The organism is Acidobacteriota bacterium (assembly GCA_039028635.1).
In the GTDB taxonomy this organism is placed as follows: domain Bacteria; phylum Acidobacteriota; class Thermoanaerobaculia; order Multivoradales; family JBCCEF01; genus JBCCEF01.
The window spans coordinates 17,669-34,429 of sequence record JBCCHV010000049.1 but is presented as its reverse complement, the minus strand read 5'-3'; the positions used below and the strand labels follow the sequence as shown (position 1 = coordinate 34,429).

Here is a 16,761-nt window from a genome sequence, read left to right as displayed (position 1 = left end):
GACACCACCGGCTGGCGGTGTGGGATCTTTTCAACGGCTACCGGGTCGAGGAACACCGCGACCCGGTAGCGCCTGTTTGGGGGCATGTGATGAACCTCAGATTCGCGGTTTCGCCCGATGTCGACGGCAGCTCCCTCTGAGGCCAGCGCGTTGGCCGGCGCCCCGGACCCCCTAGCCGCCCTCGGCGGCATGGATATCTATCTCCTCGACCAACTCCTCAAGGGGCGCATTCGGCCCGGCATGACGATCTTCGACGCCGGCTGCGGCGGTGGGCGAAACCTCACTTACTTCCTCGCCCAGGGCTACGCCGTTCGGGCGGTCGATCACAACGCCGAGGCGGTCGATCGCCTGTCGGAGGTCGAAGGCCGCCTCGAGGTGCGCTGCGAGGCGATCGAGGAGCACTCCTTTCCGCGCCCTTGCGCCGACGTCGTGATCGTCAGCGCTGTGCTGCACTTCGCGCGCGACGAAGGGCACTTTCACGCCATGCTCGCGGCCTGCTGGGAGGCGCTGCGGCCGGGCGGTCTGTGGTTCAGCCGCTTGGCCTCGGACATCGGCCTCGAGGGGCGCTTCGTACGCCTCGAAGGACGCCGCTTCCGCCTCCTCGACGGCTCCGATCGTTTCTTGGTCGACCGTCCCTTCCTGATGGCGGCGACGGACCAGCTCGGTGGCGAGCTGCTCGAACCGCTGAAGACCACGGTGGTGGACGAGCAGCGCTGCATGACCACCTGGGTGGTCCGCAAGAACGCCTGAATCCTCGTCCCTCGGCGGTGTTTCGACGTATCAAGAGGTAAAGTGTCCGAGAACACCCGCGAACGACCGAGGAGGCCCGCCCCGATGAAGACTTCAAGCTTTCGCTGGTTCGCCGTCGCCCTGCTCCTGTTGGCCTGCGCCTGGAGCGCACCGGCGACGGAAAAGACCGTGCTCACCGGCGAGTATTTCTGGGAGGGGGACGGCAGTCGCGGTCCCCTCGAGGTGACCTTCGAATCCACCAGTGAGAACACCTGGGATGTTGCCTTTCGCTTTCGCTTCAATGGCAAGCGTCACACTTACCGAGGCACCGCCGAGGGCAGCTTGACGGAAGGCGATCTGCGTGGACAGGTGCGTACCGAGAACAAGCGTCGCACCTTCACCTTCGAAGGTAGCTTCGAGAACGGAGCCTTTGCCGGCACCCACGGGGAAGTGCGTCGCAGCGGCGAGCGCACGCTCGGCACGCTGACCATGCAGCGCTGAGGTGGCGGTCGCGCGGGCGCGGGCCCGGGCGACGACCCTGAAGGATTGATTTCGAGGCGAGCGCCGGCCGAACGGACGCTCGTTAAGGGAGAGAGTGATGTCCATCCTGACCCGCACGATCCTGCTGCTGGTGATCTCCAATCTCTTCATGCTGACGGCTTGGTATCTCCACCTCAAGCTGCTCAATCACCGTCCCTGGTACATCGCCTCGGCGGTGAGCTGGGGCATCGCATTCTTCGAGTACACGGTGCACATCCCGGCCAATCGCATCGGCCACGAAGTGATGAGCCTGTCGCAGCTTCAGATTCTTCAGGTCGGGATGTCCCTGTTGCTGTTCATTCCCTTCTCGATCGTGGTGATGGGTAGTCCGATCAAGACCGACTACCTGTGGGCCGCGGCTTGTCTGGCGGGCGCCGCCTACTTCATCTTCCGCTGACGCGGGTATCGGGAGACCGGAAGCATGAGAGTCGTCGTGCCCGGTGGCAGTGGTCAGGTGGGCACTTTGCTGGCCCGCGCTCTGCACGGTGAGGGGCACGAGGTCACCGTGCTCAGCCGCCGGCCGGCGGCGACGCCCTGGTCGACGCGGACTTGGGACGGCAAGACTCGCGGCGACTGGTGCGCCGCCATCGATGGCTGCGATGCGGTCATCAACCTGGCCGGTTTCTCCGTCGACTGCCGCTACAACCGGCGCAATCGCGAACGCATCCTGAATTCGCGCCTCGACTCCACCCGGGTGGTGGGAGAGGCGATTGTCGATTCTGCGGCTCCGCCGCCGGTCTGGCTGCAGATGAGCACCGCCACCATCTACGCCCATCGCTTCGACGCCTCCAACGACGAGGAGTCGGGGGAGATTGGAGGCGGCGAGCCGGGCGCGCCCCGTTCCTGGGACTTCAGCATCGAGGTCGCCCAGCGCTGGGAGCAAGCAGCGCTGGCGGCGCCGACCCCCGAGACCCGCAAGGTCCTGCTGCGCACGGCGATGGTGATGAGCCCCGACGCCGGCGGCATCTTCGACGTTCTGCTCGGTCTGACTCGCCGCGGTCTCGGTGGCCGATCCGGCAGCGGACGCCAGTTCGTCTCTTGGATCCACGGTGAGGACTTCGTCGACGCCGTGCGCTGGCTGATCGACCATCGGGAGGTCCGCGGCGTGGTCAACCTGGCGGCTCCGGAACCGCTCCCCAACGGCGAGTTCATGGCGGCATTGCGCCACGCCTGGGGAGCCCGTTGGGGCCTGCCAGCGACCGCCTGGATGCTGGAGATCGGGGCCCTCATCCTGCGCACCGAGACCGAGCTGGTCCTCAAGAGTCGCCGCGTCGTGCCGGGCCGCCTGCTCGCCGAGGGGTTCGAGTTCCGCTATCCCAATTGGCCGGAAGCTGCCCGTGAGCTCTGCCGGGAGTGGCGCCGCCGGCGTGCGCAGGAAGCATGAGCGAGGGCTTCCGGGTCGAGCAGATCGACCATGTGGAGATGTTCGTTCCGGACCGGCAAGAGGCCGCCGACTGGTATGGCCGAGTGCTCGGCTTCGAGATCCTCGAGGACTTCCGTGACTGGGCCGAGCCCACCGCCGGTCCGCTGATGGTCTCGAGCGATGGTGGGGTCACCAAGCTCGCCCTGTTCGTCGGCGATGCGCCCGGAAAGCGTGTTGTCGCCGGTTTTCGGCGCGTCGCGTTCCGAGTTGCCGGCGAAGCCTTTCTCGAATTCTTGAAACGTCTTCCTGAGCTCGCGCTGCGCGATGCCGAAGGGCGGCCGGTGTCCGCCGGTGACGTCAGCGACCACTGCAAGGCTTGGTCCATCTACTTCAGCGACCCTTGGGGTCACCGGCTCGAGATCACCACCTATGACGCGGTGCTGGTGCGGCTGGCCCTGAAAGCTTCATCGGCTTGATTCCCCTTCCATCCGTCGCCGCAGCTCGGGCCAACGGGAGCGGCTGACGGGCATGGTCGTACCGTCGCGCAAGCGGGCCTCGTAGCGACCGCCGGGGTAGACGTCGACTCGCTCGAGGCGTTCGAGGTCGACCATCCAGGAGCGATGGATGCGCACGAAGCGCGCCGGCAGCAAGCTCGCCAGGCGGTCGAGGCTCTTGTCGTGGAGATGCCGCTCACCGCCCTCGGTGGTCACCTCGACGTAGTCTCCCGCAGCCTTCAGGTGGGAGACTTCGGCAATCTTGATCAGCTCGATTCGACCCGGCTTGCGAATCGCCAGGAGGCGCGCCGGCGTGGGACTTCGATCCCGACCGAGGGCTCGTTCGAGGGCGCGTGCCAAACGCTGGCGAGAATAGGGTTTGGGCACGAAGTCGAGAACGCCGTGCTCGAAGGCTTCCACGGCGCGCTCGGCATGGGCCGACACCACGATGGTGTGGAAGGCCCCGGCGACGGCGGTGAGCAGCAACTCGAAGCCGTCGGCCCCGCCGAGGTTGAGATCGAGCAACAGGAGATCCGGCGGTGACTCGGCGAGGCGATCCTCGGCCGCAAACAAATTGTCGATGACCTGGAGCGATGCCACCCGGTCTTCGGCGAGCTCATGCACCAGGCGCACCAAGCGCTGAGCGGCGCGGCCCTCGTCTTCGACGATCAGGATCCGCAGGCCGCTCATGGCGTCGCCGGCACGGTGATGGTGGTGATCCAGGTGGGGATTTCTGCCGTCGGCCTCGCCTCTCCGTGGTGCAGGTTCCAGCGCTCACCGTAGCTTTCTCCCAGGCGAGCTTCGATGTACCTCAGGCCGCCGCCGGGTGGCGCCGTGGGCGAAGCAGGCGGTGCTGTCGGCGCCTCGAATCGGTAGACCAGATCGGGACCTTGCAGCGCTTGGCTGAGGCGCAATGGTCGGCGTGCCACGGCGGCGGCGCCGTGGGTGAGGGCATTCTCGACCAGGGTGTGAAAGATCGCCGGAGGAATCCGGCGGTCGCCCTCGACTTCCGCCTCGAGCTCGAACCGTCGGTCGTGGCGGAGGCCCATGACCTCGAGGTGCGCCCGGCAGAGGGCGAGCTCCTCGGCCACCGTGACGAAGCGTTGATCGGCCATGCGACCGAGGGTGCGGACTTCGTGAGCCAGGGCCTCGATGGCGCTGCCGGCGCGCTCCGGCTCGCTTTCGAAGACCTCGGCGAGACTGTTCAGGCTGTTCATCAGAGAGTGGGGGTTGAGGTAGCGCTTGAGCAACTCGAGCTCGAGTCGCACGGCGGTGAGCTGGGCCTCGTCGTGGGCGCGACGCTGCTGGCGACTTTGCAGGCTGTGTGCAATCGCCAGGGCGAGAACGAGCAGCCCTTCGCCGACGAACAGCGGCAGGTCGAGGAATCCCAGTGGATTCGACAGGAAGAGGGCGAGGCAGGCGGCAATGCCGGTGGCGATCAGCAGGGCACCGCGGGACCGCCGGCGGATGCCGACGAGGGCGAGGCCGAAAGCGATCACGAGATGGATGACGAGGACGGCGAGGGTCTTCGGGTCCCAGCCGGCGAGGAGCAGCGCGGTGAGCAGGGAGGAGGCCGCCGCCAGCGCGACCCAGCGGCCGGGGCGCGCGGTGTTCGTGATGCGGCTGACGAAGAGAACCAGCAGGGTGCCGGTGAGCCAGGCGAAGGCGAAGATCGCCAGCAAACGGGCGAAATGCCAGTCGTAGGGATAGTCGAGCCAGAGGCGTACCGACTCGGCGCCGGCTTGGGCGGCCGCTGAGAGGCACAGCAGGCCGAACAGGCGGTCCGCCGAGCGCTGACGGTCGGCGAGCCCGAGGCTGAGAAAGAACAGGCCGCCGATGACCAACGCACCGCTGCAGGCGGCCGGCCAGAGGGCAGCGCGCAGCGGGCCCTCGGCGAGGGCTCGCTGGTCACCCACCACGACGCCGTAGAACCGGTTCGCCGGTAGAAAGCCAGCCCGCCAGGTCGAAAGGCGCAGCGCGATCTGGTGTTTGCCGGAGCCGGCGAGCTGCGCTGGCAGGGGATGCAGCTCGCGGATGCGTCCCGGCACCTCGCTGCTGGCTTGCAGGCCGACCTTGCCGGATCGTCCCAGTAGTTGGCCGTCCCAGTAGACCTCGTGAGCCGCCAGCATGGAGACCATCACCGCCTGCGGTGTGGTGGTCCGGGGAAGCTCGATCTCGGTCCTCAGCCAGAGCACTCCCTCGCCCTGCGGTAGCTGCCAAGGGGCGGCCTCGGTCCAGGCCGACAGGTCGACGTCCGCTGCCGCGCCGGCGACCTCCTCGGAGGTGTAGTGCCACGAGGTCACCCTGGTCATGGGGTTGACTGCCGGGGTGCAGGCGGCCAGCGCCGGGAGCAGCCAGATCAGTAGGTGGAGGCGACGATCCATGGCGAGATTCTCTCAGTCCGACAAGCCCTCCGGGTGCCATTGAGCGCTCGACGGTGCGATTCGGCGACGGGGTCGAGAGGAAGGCCCCGCCGGCCCGTAGGTTGAGGTCGAGTCGTGCCCGATGCTCGAGTGCGACACCGCAAGGAGAACCTCATGTTTCGAATCCGTCCGGCGTCGCTGATCTGTTTCCTGGTCGCGCCCATGGCTTGGTGGGGGTGGCCGGTGATCGACGAGGGTAGTGCCTCGGCCGCTGCTGCCGTCGCAACCGCTGCGAGGCCCGGCTCGGTCGCCGGCAAGGGCGAAGGGGAGATCCCTCGCGGCGCGATCGAGGACACCGTCTTCGAGGCCGCCGACGGACGTTCGGTGGCGGCGGAGGCGGGTTGGTTCGAGGTGCCGGCGAACCGTCATCGCGGCGGTGAGGAGCGCCTCACGCTGCGCTTCGTGCGCTTTCCGTCGACCGCCGATCGCCCGGGGGCTCCGATCGTTTATCTCGCGGGGGGGCCCGGTGGGAGCGGCATCGCCGCCGCCCGGGGATCCCGCTTCGAGCTCTTCCAGGCGTTGCGACGGGTCGCTGACGTGATCGCCTTCGATCAACGCGGAACCGGTGCCAGCGATGCTCCCGAACCCTGTTCGCAGGGTTGGGCGGTGCCCTTGAGTGAGGTCGGCAGCCGCGACGTCTACGAGGCGGCGGTCCGCCGCGCCGTCGCGGGATGCCGTGACGAATGGCGCCGTCGAGGAGTCGATCTCGACGCCTTCACCACCGAGGAGAGCGCTGACGATCTCGAAGATCTGCGCCGTTTCCTAGGGGTGGAGAAGCTCCAGCTCTGGGCCATCTCCTACGGCACTCATCTGGCGATGAGCGTCATGCGACGGCATCCGGAGAGGATCGAGCGCGCCGTGCTGGCCGGTGCCGAGGGGCCGGATCACACCCTCAAGCGACCGGGCGACGCAGAGGCCATGCTCACCGCCTTCGCCGAGCGCCCGTCGGCGGACGGTGGGGAGTCGGCTCTGCTGGCGGATCTCGAACGGGTGCTGGAGCGCCTGGAGGACGAGCCCGCCGAGGTCGCGCTGCCCAGCGGTGAGCTGGCCCGCATCGGCCCCTTCGACCTTCGCCTGCTGGTTTCGGCGATGCTGCGTGGGCCGGAGACGATGGTGCAGCTACCGCCGGCCCTGCAGGCGATGGCGGCCGGGCGGTTCGAGGCCCTCGGCGGGTTCTTGCCCCGGCTGCGCTCGGGATCGATCGCCACCATGTCGGCGGCCATGGATGTCGCCTCAGGAGCCTCGCCGGCGCGGCGGCGGTTGGTGGCCGAGGGGCGTTCCGCAGGCCACCTGCAGGGTGCGATCAATTTCCCCCTCGGCATCATGCTCGAGACGGTGCCGGTGCGGGATCTCGGCGAGTCCTTTCGCGCTCCTCTCGAGAGCGACATTCCGGCCCTCTTCATCTCGGGGACCTTCGATGGCCGAACGCCGGTCAGCAATGCCGAAGAGCTGCTCCCGGGCTTCCGGCGCGGCGCCCATCTGGTGCTCGCCGGCGCCGGCCACAGCGATCCCCTTTTCCTGTCCTCGCCGCTCATCCTCGAGCGCATGGAGACCTTCTTCGGCGGTGGTTCGGTGGCGCGTCGGGAACGAATCGAAGTGCCCTTCCCGAGGGCCGTCGGCGGGCCGGCCGAGATTGACGATCGGGTGCTGATCCGACGGCGTATCGAAGATTTCGTCGATCCCTTCGTCGAGCTGGCGATGTTCGACGGCCGGGTGGTGGTGGACGTCGCCGGAGAGGTGGTCTTCGATCGCTCCTTCGGCCTGGCCCACTACGAGCTCGGGCTGCCACACCGCGCCGACACGCGCTTTCGTATCGCGTCGGTGTCGAAGACCCTCACGGACGCCGCCGTCGCGCGCCTGGTGCGCCGCGGGGCGCTCGATCCGACGGCGCCCTTGGCGCGCTATCTGCCGGATTTTCCCAACGCCGACGAGATCATTGTCGCCCAGCTCCTCGACCACTCTTCCGGCATTCCGCACAGCAATGCCCAGCCTTGGGGAAACGCCAAAACCTCCCTCAGTCTTGACGAGATCGTGGCGCGCCTCGCGGAGCTGCCCCTCGACTTTCCCCCCGGGGAGAACAAGCGCTACAGCAACGGCGGCTACGCGGTCCTCGCCAAGGTCATGGAAGTGGCCGGCGGCGGCACCTACGATCAGGTCCTGGAGGACACCCTGTTCGAGCCCCTAGGGATGAAGGACTCGGGCCACCTGGCGGATGCCCGCCATCCGGTACCGGCAATGGCGACCGGCTACGAGCCCGGACCGGTACCCGGCGAGCGCCGTCATGCGCGCTTCTATGCCGTCGAGACCCGGCCCGGCGGCGGGTCCCTCTACTCGACCACCGGGGATCTCCTGACCTTCGTGCGGGCGGTGTTCCGCGAGGGCTTCTTGAGCGGCGAGGAGCGACAGCGCTTCCTGGGCGCCGACGATGGCATTTTCTCCAGTCAGGGGCGCTCACCGGGCTTCGTCGCCAAAGTGCTCTACGATCCGGCGGATGACGTCATCGTGGTCAGCCTGGCCAACAGCTACGCCGTTCCGGCCGGCTGGGCGGAGGCCATCGCCGAACTGGCGACGGGGAGCGAGAAGGCTCCTTGGGAGGCCCCCGAAGGAGCGGTGAAGGCGGCTCCGGAGCTCAACCGGGTGGCGGCGAAGGATCCCCGCATCGGGCGCTACCGCAGCTCCTACGGCGGTCGTCCGGTGGTCCTGGAACGCTCACCGGAGGGCTTTCTGGTCGAATCCGATGTCGCCAGCGACTCCCGTCCGGCGATGATCCCCCTCGGACCGTCCGCCTATCTCCAGCCGCTCTATTTCTCGCGCTGCGAGCTCGAGGAGGACAGCGGGCGCATCGCCTGCCGCATGCTGTCGGGAGATCCGCGCTATGACGACCTGTTGACGCCGGAATCGTCGATTCCCTGATCCGGCGGCCGGCGGAGGACCAGGATCACCTCGCCCTGGGCGTTCTTGCCCACCTCCTGCCAGCCCTGGCGGCGGTAGAAGGTGGCGGCGCGGGTTTGCGGATCGGTGCTCAGCTTGATGCGTTCGGCGCCCTGCCGCCAGGCCCAGTCGACGGCGACCCGCAGCAGGGCACGGCCGATTCCTCGGCCCTCGAACTCGGGCTCGACGAACAGCGCCCAGATCTCCGGTCCGCGCTCGAGCACGATGCTGAAGCCCCGGATCTCGCCCGTTTCCTCCCACACCCAGCCTCGGCCGAGGCGGCCCACCGCCTCATCGACGATCGCTTCGGTGAGCCAGCTGGGATCCGTCAGGACGTTTTCCTTGACCGCCAGGCGCAGCTCGATCAGGCGGCGGCAGTCGCTGCTGCGGGCCGGCCGGATCACGGCCTGGGTCCGAGGCTCGCGGATCGATGGTCCATGGTGCGAAGGTAGCGGCGGGTTGCCGGTGAGTCAATCGTGCGCCGCCTGGTAATCTCGGGGACGTTTCTCTGATCGTCACCAAGGGGGCCCCATGGAAGTCGCCTGCAAAGCTCTGGTCGCGTTGGTCGCGATCGAGCATCTCTATTTCCTCGTTCTCGAGATGTTCCAGTGGACCAGCCCGCGGGGCCGAAGGATCTTCGGAACCACCCGCGAGTTCGCCGAAGCATCGAAAGCTCTGGCCGCCAACCAGGGGCTCTACAACGGCTTTCTGGCGGCCGGCTTGATCTGGGGCTTGCTCCATCCGTCGCCGGCGGTCGGGGCCCAGATTCAGCTGTTCTTTCTCGCCTGTGTGGTGGTGGCGGCGATTTTCGGCGGTGCCACCGTCAACCGCCGCATTCTGTTCGTCCAGGGGTTGCCGGCACTCCTCGCCCTCGCCTGCCGGTTGCTGCTGCCTTAGCAGGTCGTTGAGGATCCGGTCCTTACCTCGGCTTGCTCTCGTGCTCGAGGAGGAAGCGCTTGCGCCACAGACCGCCGCCGTAGCCGGTCAGGCTGCCGTTCTGTCCCACCAGGCGATGGCAGGGCACCAGGATGGTCAGGCGATTGTCGCCGTTGGCCTTGCCCACGGCGCGGGTCGCTTGCGGCTTGCCGAGGTGTCGCGCGATCTCGCCGTAGGTGCTGGTTCGCCCCGGCGGAATGGCGAGGAGCTGCTCCCAGACGGAGCGCTGGAAGGCGGTGCCGGGCATCGCGAGGGGCACCGAGAAGGTCCGCCGCCGGCCGCCGAAGTATTCCTCCAGCTCCTTCGAAAGGCGGTCGAAGACCGGGCTGTCGCCCGGTCGATGCTGGCGGCCCGTGAGTCGGACGAGGCGGCGAATTTGGCTTTGCAGAACGGCGCGGTCCGCAAACTCCAATAGATAGAGCCGGTCGTCGTCGGCGAGTGCCACCATCGGACCGAGGGGCGTTTCAATGCGGCCCTCGGCGAGGGGCTCCATCAGCTTTCGAGGGCGGCCAGCTCGTCGACCCGGTCCTCCACCAGACGGAATCCTCCGCGCCAGAAATCGGCATCGGTCATGTCGATGCCGGCCTCCGTCAGGATTTCCTCCGGTCGCGCCGAGCCGCCGTAGGACAGCAGCTTGAGGTAGCCGGGCTTGAAGGCCTCGCCCTCTTCGAGATAGCGCCGGTAGAGAGAGAGCACCAGCAGCTGCCCGAAGCTGTAGGCATAACAGTAGAAGGGCGTGTGGAAAATGTGGGGAATGCTCAGCCACTCGTACTGGAACTCCGACGCCACCTCGATGCTGTCGCCGAACTGGTGCTCGAGCCCCGCCATGTAGAGGTTGTTGAGCTCGTCGACGGAAGCCCCCGACCGGACCGCCTCGTGGGCGGCGATCTCGAAGCGAACGAAGTAGGCCTGGCGCATCACCGTGGCATAGAAGTCATCGAGGGCCGAAGCCAATAGCTCGCGGCGGGCCAGGGGGTCCTGCTCGGCACGCAGCAGGCGGTCCGTCATCAGCATCTCGGCGAATACCGAGGCGGTCTCCGCCAGCGGCAAGGAGGCGTGCTGGGTGAAGCACGAGTGGTGCTCCGCCAGCATGCTGTGGACGGCGTGGCCGAGCTCGTGGGCGAGGGTGGCGACGTCGCGCACCCGGCCGTTGTAGTTGACCAGCACCCATGGGGTGAAGCGCGGCAGAACGGTGGAGCAGAAGGCGCCGCCACGCTTGCCTTTGCGAATCTCGCTGTCGATGTGGTTGTCGCGGAAGACGCGCTCCGCCAGGTCGGCGACGGTGGGGTGGAACTGGCGGAAGGTCGCCAGCACGGAGCTCACCGCGTCCTGGTAGGAGATCTCGCGGTCGGACGGTGTGATCGGGGCGTAGAGATCGTAGCGACGCAGGCGCTCGAGCCCGAGCCAGCCGGCCTTCATGCGGAAGTAGCGGCGGAAGATGTGGGCGTTCTCGGCCGCCACCTCGAGCAGGACCTCGACCGCCTGGTCGGGAATGTCGTTGCGCAGGTTGCGGACCGCGATGGGGGAGGCGAAGCCGCGCAGGTCGAGATTCTCGGCGGACCAGTCGCGCACTCGGTTGATGTAGATCTGACCGAGGATCGTGGCCTCGCGCTCATAGGTCCGGTAGAGCTCGCGATAGGCCGCCTCGCGGAGCTCCGGCCGCGGCGAGTAGACGTAGCCCATCAGGGCGTCGCGGGTCAGAACCTGCTCTTCACCGTCGACGTCGAGGTGGTACTCGAGGCGGTTGGTGAGCATCGAGTAGAGGGTCATCACCGCCTCGATGCCATTGCTGTCCTTGAGGTTGACAAGCTGCTCCGAGGTCTCCGCCAGGGTGAATGGCTTGGCGCGCCGCAGGTCCGACAGGAAGTGGCGGTGGTCGGCGTGCTCGTCGACCGTCGGCAGCAGGGCCTCGGCGGCCGCGTCGTCGAGGGACTTCCACCACACCTCGAAGAACAGGATGCGGTTGTGCAAGCCGGTGACCACCTGGTCGATGCGGTTGCGAAAGCTCTGGGCGGCGCGCGACTGGGTGTCCGCCGAGAACCACAGGGAGGCGTAGCCGAGGAGGGTGTCGAACTGCTCGAAGATGCCTTCGAAGGCCTGCACCGTGGCCAGGAACTGCTGGCGATCCATGGTCGGCTGGAGGCCGTCGCGGCGACCTTCGAAGGCCTGGACGGCGGCCTCGAGGTCGGCGATTCGGCGATCGACTTCGTCGCTCGCCGTGTCCGGCAAGAGCTCGGAGAGATCCCAACCGGAGAGCTGGTATTCGGAGGCTACCTGAGGAGTTTCGGTAATCGTCATCGTGAACCTCGAGGGTCGAGGAGGAAGACTCGCTGAAGGATTCGTGGGTCCCGAGTGGCCCGATCGCCTATTGTAGCCGACCCTCGGGGTTCTGGGCAGGGCGCGCCGGGGAGCTGATCAGGCTGACGCCGATACCGGCCACAAAGCCCGCCACCAGAGCCCAGAAAGGCGGCAGGAAACCGCCGAGCGGGAGACTGCCGGTCCAGCCCAGGAAGAGCACCAGATTGCCCGCCGCCAGGGAGGCGAGGGCGCCGGCGGCGGTGAAGCGCTGCCAGCGCACGCCCAGCAAGAGGGTGGGGAAGAGCGTCAGGTAGCCCTCGAAGGCCTTGCGCGAGATGCCGAAGACGGACTCGTCCCAGGTCACCGCGAGGACGAAGACGACGGCGCCGACGGCGGCCGAGAACAGTCGTCCGCTCCACACCTCGGAACGGAGGCGGCGGCCCAAGGCGGGCTCGAGGACATCGCGCACCACCATCGAGCTGAGGGTCAGGATCTGGGCGTCGAGGGTCGACATCACCGCCGCCAGGACGGCCAGGAAGCCGAGCGAGCCGAGGACCGCCGGCAGATGGTTGGCGGTCATCAGATGGAAGATCTGGTCGGAGTTCTCGAGGCCCGGGAAGGCGGCCGCTCCCCACACCCCGATGAGCACCGCCGGCACCCACAGAATGCCGAGGGCGATGGGGTAGTAGCGGCACACCTGTCTCAGGGTGCGTTCCTGGTCGGCGGCCATCAGCCGCACCAGCATGTGGGGGAAGGCCACCACGGTGAGCGAGATCACCAGCCCCCAGGAGGCCCAGGCACGCGGGGCGAACAGGCCTCCGCTGCCGACCACCAGGAGGTCGGGATTGGTGTCGCGCACCTTCTCCATGGCCGCCGTCAGGCCGCCGAGGGAGTGGGACATCAGAAAGAAGGCGGCGACCATGAAGACCAGAAAGACGGCGCCTTGGAAGACGTTCGTCCAGGCGGTGGCGCGCATCCCTCCGAGGCTGGTGTAGACCAGGGCCACCAACACCACGCCGAGGGCGGCGGCGGCCACCGGCAGAGCGCCGTCGCTCGACTGGGAGAGGATCAGGGCGGCGCTCTTCACCGCCTGCACCATGTAGGGCACGGTGTAGAGGGTGAAGAGGGCGAAGAGGGCGAAGCCGACCGTCTTCGAGCCCAGATGGCGCGAGTAGAGCTCCGCCGGGGTGAGGGCGCCGTGCTGGGCGGCGAGGCGCCGCGCCGGGGAGCCGATGGCCCAGAAGGTGAGCGGAATCCCGAGGGCGACGATGGGGGCGTTGAGGCCGAAGACGCCGATCCCCAGCAGGTAGGCCAGACCGGGAATGCCGACCAGCACGAAGGAGGTGTTGTTGGTGCCGAAGAGGGACATGAAGAGCACCACCGGGCCGAGCTTGCGGCCGGCGAGGAAGTACTCCTCCGGCGACTTGCCGGCGCGCCGCGTGGCGATCAAGCCGAGCACCAGCACGACGCCGATGTAGATGCCGGCGGCAATCGCCAGTTGAACCGCCGCGGTGCTCATTCGTCCCTCCAGACGAAGCGGGTGAAGAACCACAGGTAGAGGCTCGCCAGGGCCAGCCAACCGAGGCGCCAGGCGAGCTCTTCGGGGATCCAGCCGAGCCAGAGCTGGGGTCTTTGGGGACGCCAGAAATCGAGGTGCAGGACGAGGAGAACGGCGAGGCCCGACCAGGCCACCAGGTGATTCGTCTTCATCGTGGCGGCGACCATACCAGGAGCGGCGGTGGCCGCCGCCTGCTTGGCGATAGAATGTCCTGCGATAGCCGAGAGTTGGCGCGGCGCGAAATAGTTCGGCGCGGCGATCGGTTGCGATCTCTGCAAGTTGCGAAGAAGCTGTCCATCAATTCCGTAGGACTCGATAGCGAGGAAGGCTGATGAAGAAAGCTGCCATCGTCCTGGTTCTCGGCGTGCTGGTCGGCGCCGGATTCGCCATTCAACCCTTCTTCGGTGCCGGCGATCCGATCCCGTTCGACGATCCCAAGGCCCTGTCGCAGCAGTTCATCGGCTGGGAGAGCTCGATCAAGCTGACGGCGGCCCAGGAAGCGATCAAGAAAGAGGCTCTCGAGGCCCTTCCGGCCCCCTGTTGCAGCGACAACACGGCCTACACCTGCTGCTGCCCTTGCAACATGTCCCTGACCATCTGGGGCCTCTCCAACAAGCTGATCGCCGAGCATGGCTACGACGCCGAGCAGGTGCGTGAGAAGGTCAAGGACTGGATCACCACCATCAACCCGGACGGCTTCTCCGGTCGGGTCTGCTACACCGCCGGGGGTTGCATGAAGCCCTTCGCCGAAGGCGGCTGTGGCGGCATGGTTCGCGGCCGGGTGTCCTGGAGCGAGTAGCTCCCGAGAGTGGTGGCCGGAAGCGGGCCGCGGCGCGACTATTCGACGCCGGAGGAGGCGAGTTCGAGCTCGAGAGAGCCGCCGGCGTCGAGATACCCTCCAGCGCAGTTCGGGGATGACGATCCACGGTCGTCGGAAAGCTCGACCGTGAGCTCACAGACGCGATAGAAGCCGGGTGCCAATCGGGGGATCGTGACCAGCCCTGCGCGCGGATTGCCGCGCCCCCCATGGCCCCGTGCCCAAGCCCAGAGAAGGTGAGGCGAAAGGGCGATACCGTCCTGCTCGACCTGCAGTCTCGAAGGCGATTTCGCGGCGTGAGAGTCTTCCCCGGTCCACCGGATGGCGAGGGTTCCGCCGGCGGTGGGGATGCGCAGATGGAGCGGCCGGCGTAGCGGCACCTCGACCCCTTTCAGGGCGTGTCCGGGCGGGCTGACGATGATGCGGAGATGATCGATCTCAGGCCTGAGACGAACCTCGAAGCGCCCCTCGATGTCGGTCCGTGCTTCCGAGTAGGCGGCGATCGCGGGATCGATGGAAATCAACTCCACCATTGCGCCGGCGACCGGACCTCCCTCGGAGACGATCTTGCCGGCGAAGGTCTCCACGGTTTCGAGGACGAGATCGAAGGGACCCGCCTGCATCCCTTCGGAAACCTCCAGGTCGAGCGAGTTGCTGACCCGTTCTGTCTCTCCCTGGACCGATCGGGCGAGGAGGGTGACGGTGCCGCCCTCAAAGGCGCGAAAGCTGAACTTTCCGTCGGCGTCGGTGCGTGATCGCAGGCTGCCGGCAGCGGTGAGCAGAAGGACATCGGCATCGCCGATGGGCTGCCCTGCGGGGTCGACGACGCGGCCGGCGAGCTCGGTGTCCGGGAGCTCGACGACGACCTCGGCGTCACCGCTCGAATCGGGTTCGACCAGCACCCGGCTGCGCAAGCGGGAGCTTCCGAGCACTGGAACCTCGACATCGATGGTCCACCAGCCGGGGTGTGACAGGACGCCGAGGAAGTCGCCTTCCGCCGAGGTCGCCATGGCGCTGCGGACGGCGCCGTGTCGTCCGCCGAACCAGACCTTGCCCAGGACCGGCTCGTCGCGGTAGCGAACCTGCCCTCGAACCATCACCAGATCGAGAGCGATGGCGATCTTGGCGTCGGCGGCCCCCGACACTCGGCGATCGAGCTCGCCATAGAGAGGATTTCCCGCGGAGTCGAAGACCTGCAGCGAATAGCGGCCAGCGGCCTGGCCTGCAATCCGCACGCTGCCCGATTCATCGACGAGGCCATCGAAGACCATCGCCTCCGTATCGGCTCCGGTCAGCTCGGAGACGCGGGAGAGCTGCAGCCGCCAAGGGTGTCCCCGCCAGTCGCTCGACGGTGAGATCTCCACCGCGAGGTCCAGGGGCCGGTTCAGGACCACCGGATCGCGCCACCGCACTTCCGTCTCAGGCCAGAGCTCGATGGGGTACTCGATCGTTGGTGCGAAGCCGGGATGGGTGACTTCCAGGGCATAGACCCCGGCCGGCAGGGCCGCGAGCTGCAAGAAACCATCGCCTTGGATCGTCGCTTCGGCGACGCTTCGGGAGAGGCGGTCTGCCAGATTCCTCTGCCGTTGTCCTGGGACGAAGGGCACCAGGCGACCGCGGCCCCGGTCGCTGAGCATGGCGCCGTCCTCCGCCTCGACTCGGGCAACCAGACTCGCTCCACGCTGCAGGTCAAGGCTGCCGAGGACGAAATCGCCGGTCGCCGGGACGTCGATACCGAATCGATAGATCGGAACAAAGCCCTGTGGGCGAAGCTCGAGGTCCAAGGCCAGGGCTGGAACGTGGCAACGCCAGCGCAAGCCGTCCACGTCACAGGAAACCGAAGAGCGTGCAAAAGGGGCCTGGCCGGAAGCGGCGGCGGGGGCGAAGTGCAGGGTGAGTTGCTCCGGCGGCGCCCGGGCCGGATCGGTGGCTCGAAAAGTGCCCTGAATGGCGTTGGTTGGCCAGGTCCGAAAGTCGAGAGTCGCGCCCTTGGTGACGGTCAGCTCTCGGCAGGGGGCCCACTGTCCGTCGACCTCGATGCAGACTCGCCAGCGAGAGCGATGCGGCAGCTCGAGCTGGGTTTGGGAGCGGGATTCGCCGGGTGTTGCGGTCCACGCCACCGTGGCGCTCGGCGCTGCGTCATCGGACAGCGATTGGAGAAGGAACCTGCCCGGACCGAGAGCCGCGCCGTCGGCCGCGGAAGCCTGCAGCATCACCGGGAGCGGCGAAGATCCCTGGATGTCGGCCCAGGTGTCCGCGCCCAACAGAAGGGCGAAGACGAGGGCGAACCCGATGGGCAAAGGTCTTGGCACTCCGGTTCTTCTCCTTCGATCACGATGCTGGGACAGCCTCCACCGGAGGTCGTGCAGCGCCAGTCGGCCCGGGTCCAGCGCGGACTACGGTCGACGCTGGTGCCGGGATCTTCGTTACGGCCGCGCGGTCAAGTGAATTTTAAGTAATAACGAACCATAGCATGTCCAAGCAGTCCTACCTCGAACTCGAGCGCGCCGCCTATTCTTACCTCTTCGCCGGCGCAGCTCCGGGCCGGCGGTTTCGCGCTTCTGAGTCACCCTGGCGGACGAATCAGCTTGCGGGGGGATTCGCAGACAGCGAACTCGCCCTCGTCGTCGACGAGATCGGGTTCGAACGGCCCGAAGGGGGAGCCCGAGTGA

At 67.4% G+C, this 16,761-nt stretch carries 16 protein-coding genes; 8 read left to right on the top strand and 8 right to left on the bottom strand.

Translation table 11 applies throughout. The features are described 5' to 3' along the window. Nucleotides 1-189 precede the first annotated feature (189 nt). The 5 genes from AAF604_18090 to AAF604_18070 all read left to right on the top strand — a co-directional run bounded on the left by AAF604_18090 (nucleotide 190) and on the right by AAF604_18070 (nucleotide 3,108). A complete protein-coding gene (locus tag AAF604_18090; GenBank protein ID MEM7051584.1) occupies nucleotides 190-750 on the top strand; it encodes a class I SAM-dependent methyltransferase in 561 nt (186 codons plus the stop codon). Between the two features lie 84 nt (nucleotides 751-834). Beyond that, nucleotides 835-1,230 carry a hypothetical protein gene (locus tag AAF604_18085; GenBank protein ID MEM7051583.1) on the top strand — a complete coding sequence of 132 codons (396 nt, stop codon included), beginning with the start codon at nucleotides 835-837 and terminating at the stop codon, nucleotides 1,228-1,230. 97 nt (nucleotides 1,231-1,327) lie between these two features. Beyond that, nucleotides 1,328-1,666, top strand: coding sequence for a DMT family protein (locus AAF604_18080; GenBank protein MEM7051582.1), 339 nt, complete (start codon nucleotides 1,328-1,330; stop codon nucleotides 1,664-1,666). 24 nt (nucleotides 1,667-1,690) lie between these two features. After that, nucleotides 1,691-2,653 (top strand): TIGR01777 family oxidoreductase, encoded by a 963-nt coding sequence (locus AAF604_18075; GenBank protein ID MEM7051581.1) that lies wholly within the window; start codon nucleotides 1,691-1,693, stop codon nucleotides 2,651-2,653. Then, nucleotides 2,650-3,108, top strand: coding sequence for a VOC family protein (locus AAF604_18070; protein ID MEM7051580.1), 459 nt, complete (start codon nucleotides 2,650-2,652; stop codon nucleotides 3,106-3,108). The genes AAF604_18075 and AAF604_18070 overlap by 4 nt, the downstream gene beginning before the upstream one ends. On the opposite strand, the gene AAF604_18065 is transcribed toward AAF604_18070, so the two are convergent. Beyond that, a complete protein-coding gene (locus AAF604_18065) occupies nucleotides 3,097-3,816 on the bottom strand; it encodes a LytTR family DNA-binding domain-containing protein (GenBank protein MEM7051579.1) in 720 nt (239 codons plus the stop codon). The genes AAF604_18070 and AAF604_18065 overlap by 12 nt on opposite strands. Continuing rightward, the gene (locus tag AAF604_18060) at nucleotides 3,813-5,510 is read right to left on the bottom strand and encodes a histidine kinase (GenBank protein ID MEM7051578.1); all 1,698 of its coding nucleotides are present in this window, start codon (nucleotides 5,508-5,510) and stop codon (nucleotides 3,813-3,815) included. The genes AAF604_18065 and AAF604_18060 overlap by 4 nt, the downstream gene beginning before the upstream one ends. A 153-nt stretch (nucleotides 5,511-5,663) precedes the next feature. Between AAF604_18060 and AAF604_18055 the strand changes: the two genes are divergently transcribed. Next, complete coding sequence (locus AAF604_18055) at nucleotides 5,664-8,462, top strand: alpha/beta fold hydrolase (protein ID MEM7051577.1); 2,799 nt, start codon at nucleotides 5,664-5,666, stop codon at nucleotides 8,460-8,462. On the opposite strand, the gene AAF604_18050 is transcribed toward AAF604_18055, so the two are convergent. Then, nucleotides 8,423-8,884, bottom strand: coding sequence for a GNAT family N-acetyltransferase (locus AAF604_18050; GenBank protein MEM7051576.1), 462 nt, complete (start codon nucleotides 8,882-8,884; stop codon nucleotides 8,423-8,425). The two genes, AAF604_18055 and AAF604_18050, sit on opposite strands and share 40 nt — an antisense overlap. Nucleotides 8,885-9,011: 127 nt before the next feature. On the opposite strand from AAF604_18050, the gene AAF604_18045 reads away from it, so the two are divergent. Then, nucleotides 9,012-9,377, top strand: a complete 366-nt coding sequence (locus tag AAF604_18045) for a DUF1304 domain-containing protein (GenBank protein ID MEM7051575.1) — start codon at nucleotides 9,012-9,014, stop codon at nucleotides 9,375-9,377. A gap of 22 nt (nucleotides 9,378-9,399) precedes the next feature. On the opposite strand, the gene AAF604_18040 is transcribed toward AAF604_18045, so the two are convergent. From AAF604_18040 to AAF604_18025, 4 genes are all read right to left on the bottom strand, one after another. Next, on the bottom strand, nucleotides 9,400-9,909 hold the full coding sequence (locus AAF604_18040; GenBank protein MEM7051574.1) for a methylated-DNA--[protein]-cysteine S-methyltransferase: 510 nt from the start codon (nucleotides 9,907-9,909) through the stop codon (nucleotides 9,400-9,402). After that, entirely contained in the window at nucleotides 9,909-11,714 is a 1,806-nt protein-coding gene (locus AAF604_18035; GenBank protein ID MEM7051573.1) for a M3 family oligoendopeptidase, read from the bottom strand. The genes AAF604_18040 and AAF604_18035 overlap by 1 nt, the downstream gene beginning before the upstream one ends. 67 nt (nucleotides 11,715-11,781) lie before the next feature. Then, complete coding sequence (locus tag AAF604_18030) at nucleotides 11,782-13,233, bottom strand: sodium:solute symporter family protein (GenBank protein ID MEM7051572.1); 1,452 nt, start codon at nucleotides 13,231-13,233, stop codon at nucleotides 11,782-11,784. Continuing rightward, a complete protein-coding gene (locus tag AAF604_18025) occupies nucleotides 13,230-13,424 on the bottom strand; it encodes a hypothetical protein (protein ID MEM7051571.1) in 195 nt (64 codons plus the stop codon). The genes AAF604_18030 and AAF604_18025 overlap by 4 nt, the downstream gene beginning before the upstream one ends. A 179-nt stretch (nucleotides 13,425-13,603) precedes the next feature. Between AAF604_18025 and AAF604_18020 the strand changes: the two genes are divergently transcribed. Next, the gene (locus AAF604_18020) at nucleotides 13,604-14,071 is read left to right on the top strand and encodes a hypothetical protein (protein MEM7051570.1); all 468 of its coding nucleotides are present in this window, start codon (nucleotides 13,604-13,606) and stop codon (nucleotides 14,069-14,071) included. A 38-nt stretch (nucleotides 14,072-14,109) separates the two neighbouring features. Here the strand turns inward: AAF604_18020 and AAF604_18015 are convergent, their stop codons facing one another. Further along, entirely contained in the window at nucleotides 14,110-16,401 is a 2,292-nt protein-coding gene (locus tag AAF604_18015; protein ID MEM7051569.1) for a carboxypeptidase-like regulatory domain-containing protein, read from the bottom strand. Between the last annotated feature and the right edge of the window lie 360 nt (nucleotides 16,402-16,761).

Bases quoted from the DNA above. Each gene is read 5' to 3' on its own strand.
- AAF604_18030 (MEM7051572.1), bottom strand. From the start codon at position 13,233: ATGAGCACCGCGGCGGTTCAACTGGCGATTGCCGCCGGCATCTACATC.
- AAF604_18070 (MEM7051580.1), top strand. From the start codon at position 2,650: ATGAGCGAGGGCTTCCGGGTCGAGCAGATCGACCATGTGGAGATGTTC.
- AAF604_18065 (MEM7051579.1), bottom strand. From the start codon at position 3,816: ATGAGCGGCCTGCGGATCCTGATCGTCGAAGACGAGGGCCGCGCCGCT.
- AAF604_18035 (MEM7051573.1), bottom strand. From the start codon at position 11,714: ATGACGATTACCGAAACTCCTCAGGTAGCCTCCGAATACCAGCTCTCC.
- AAF604_18090 (MEM7051584.1), top strand. From the start codon at position 190: ATGGATATCTATCTCCTCGACCAACTCCTCAAGGGGCGCATTCGGCCC.
- AAF604_18075 (MEM7051581.1), top strand. From the start codon at position 1,691: ATGAGAGTCGTCGTGCCCGGTGGCAGTGGTCAGGTGGGCACTTTGCTG.
- AAF604_18060 (MEM7051578.1), bottom strand. From the start codon at position 5,510: ATGGATCGTCGCCTCCACCTACTGATCTGGCTGCTCCCGGCGCTGGCC.
- AAF604_18085 (MEM7051583.1), top strand. From the start codon at position 835: ATGAAGACTTCAAGCTTTCGCTGGTTCGCCGTCGCCCTGCTCCTGTTG.
- AAF604_18020 (MEM7051570.1), top strand. From the start codon at position 13,604: ATGAAGAAAGCTGCCATCGTCCTGGTTCTCGGCGTGCTGGTCGGCGCC.
- AAF604_18025 (MEM7051571.1), bottom strand. From the start codon at position 13,424: ATGAAGACGAATCACCTGGTGGCCTGGTCGGGCCTCGCCGTTCTCCTC.
- AAF604_18040 (MEM7051574.1), bottom strand. From the start codon at position 9,909: ATGGAGCCCCTCGCCGAGGGCCGCATTGAAACGCCCCTCGGTCCGATG.
- AAF604_18055 (MEM7051577.1), top strand. From the start codon at position 5,664: ATGTTTCGAATCCGTCCGGCGTCGCTGATCTGTTTCCTGGTCGCGCCC.
- AAF604_18080 (MEM7051582.1), top strand. From the start codon at position 1,328: ATGTCCATCCTGACCCGCACGATCCTGCTGCTGGTGATCTCCAATCTC.
- AAF604_18045 (MEM7051575.1), top strand. From the start codon at position 9,012: ATGGAAGTCGCCTGCAAAGCTCTGGTCGCGTTGGTCGCGATCGAGCAT.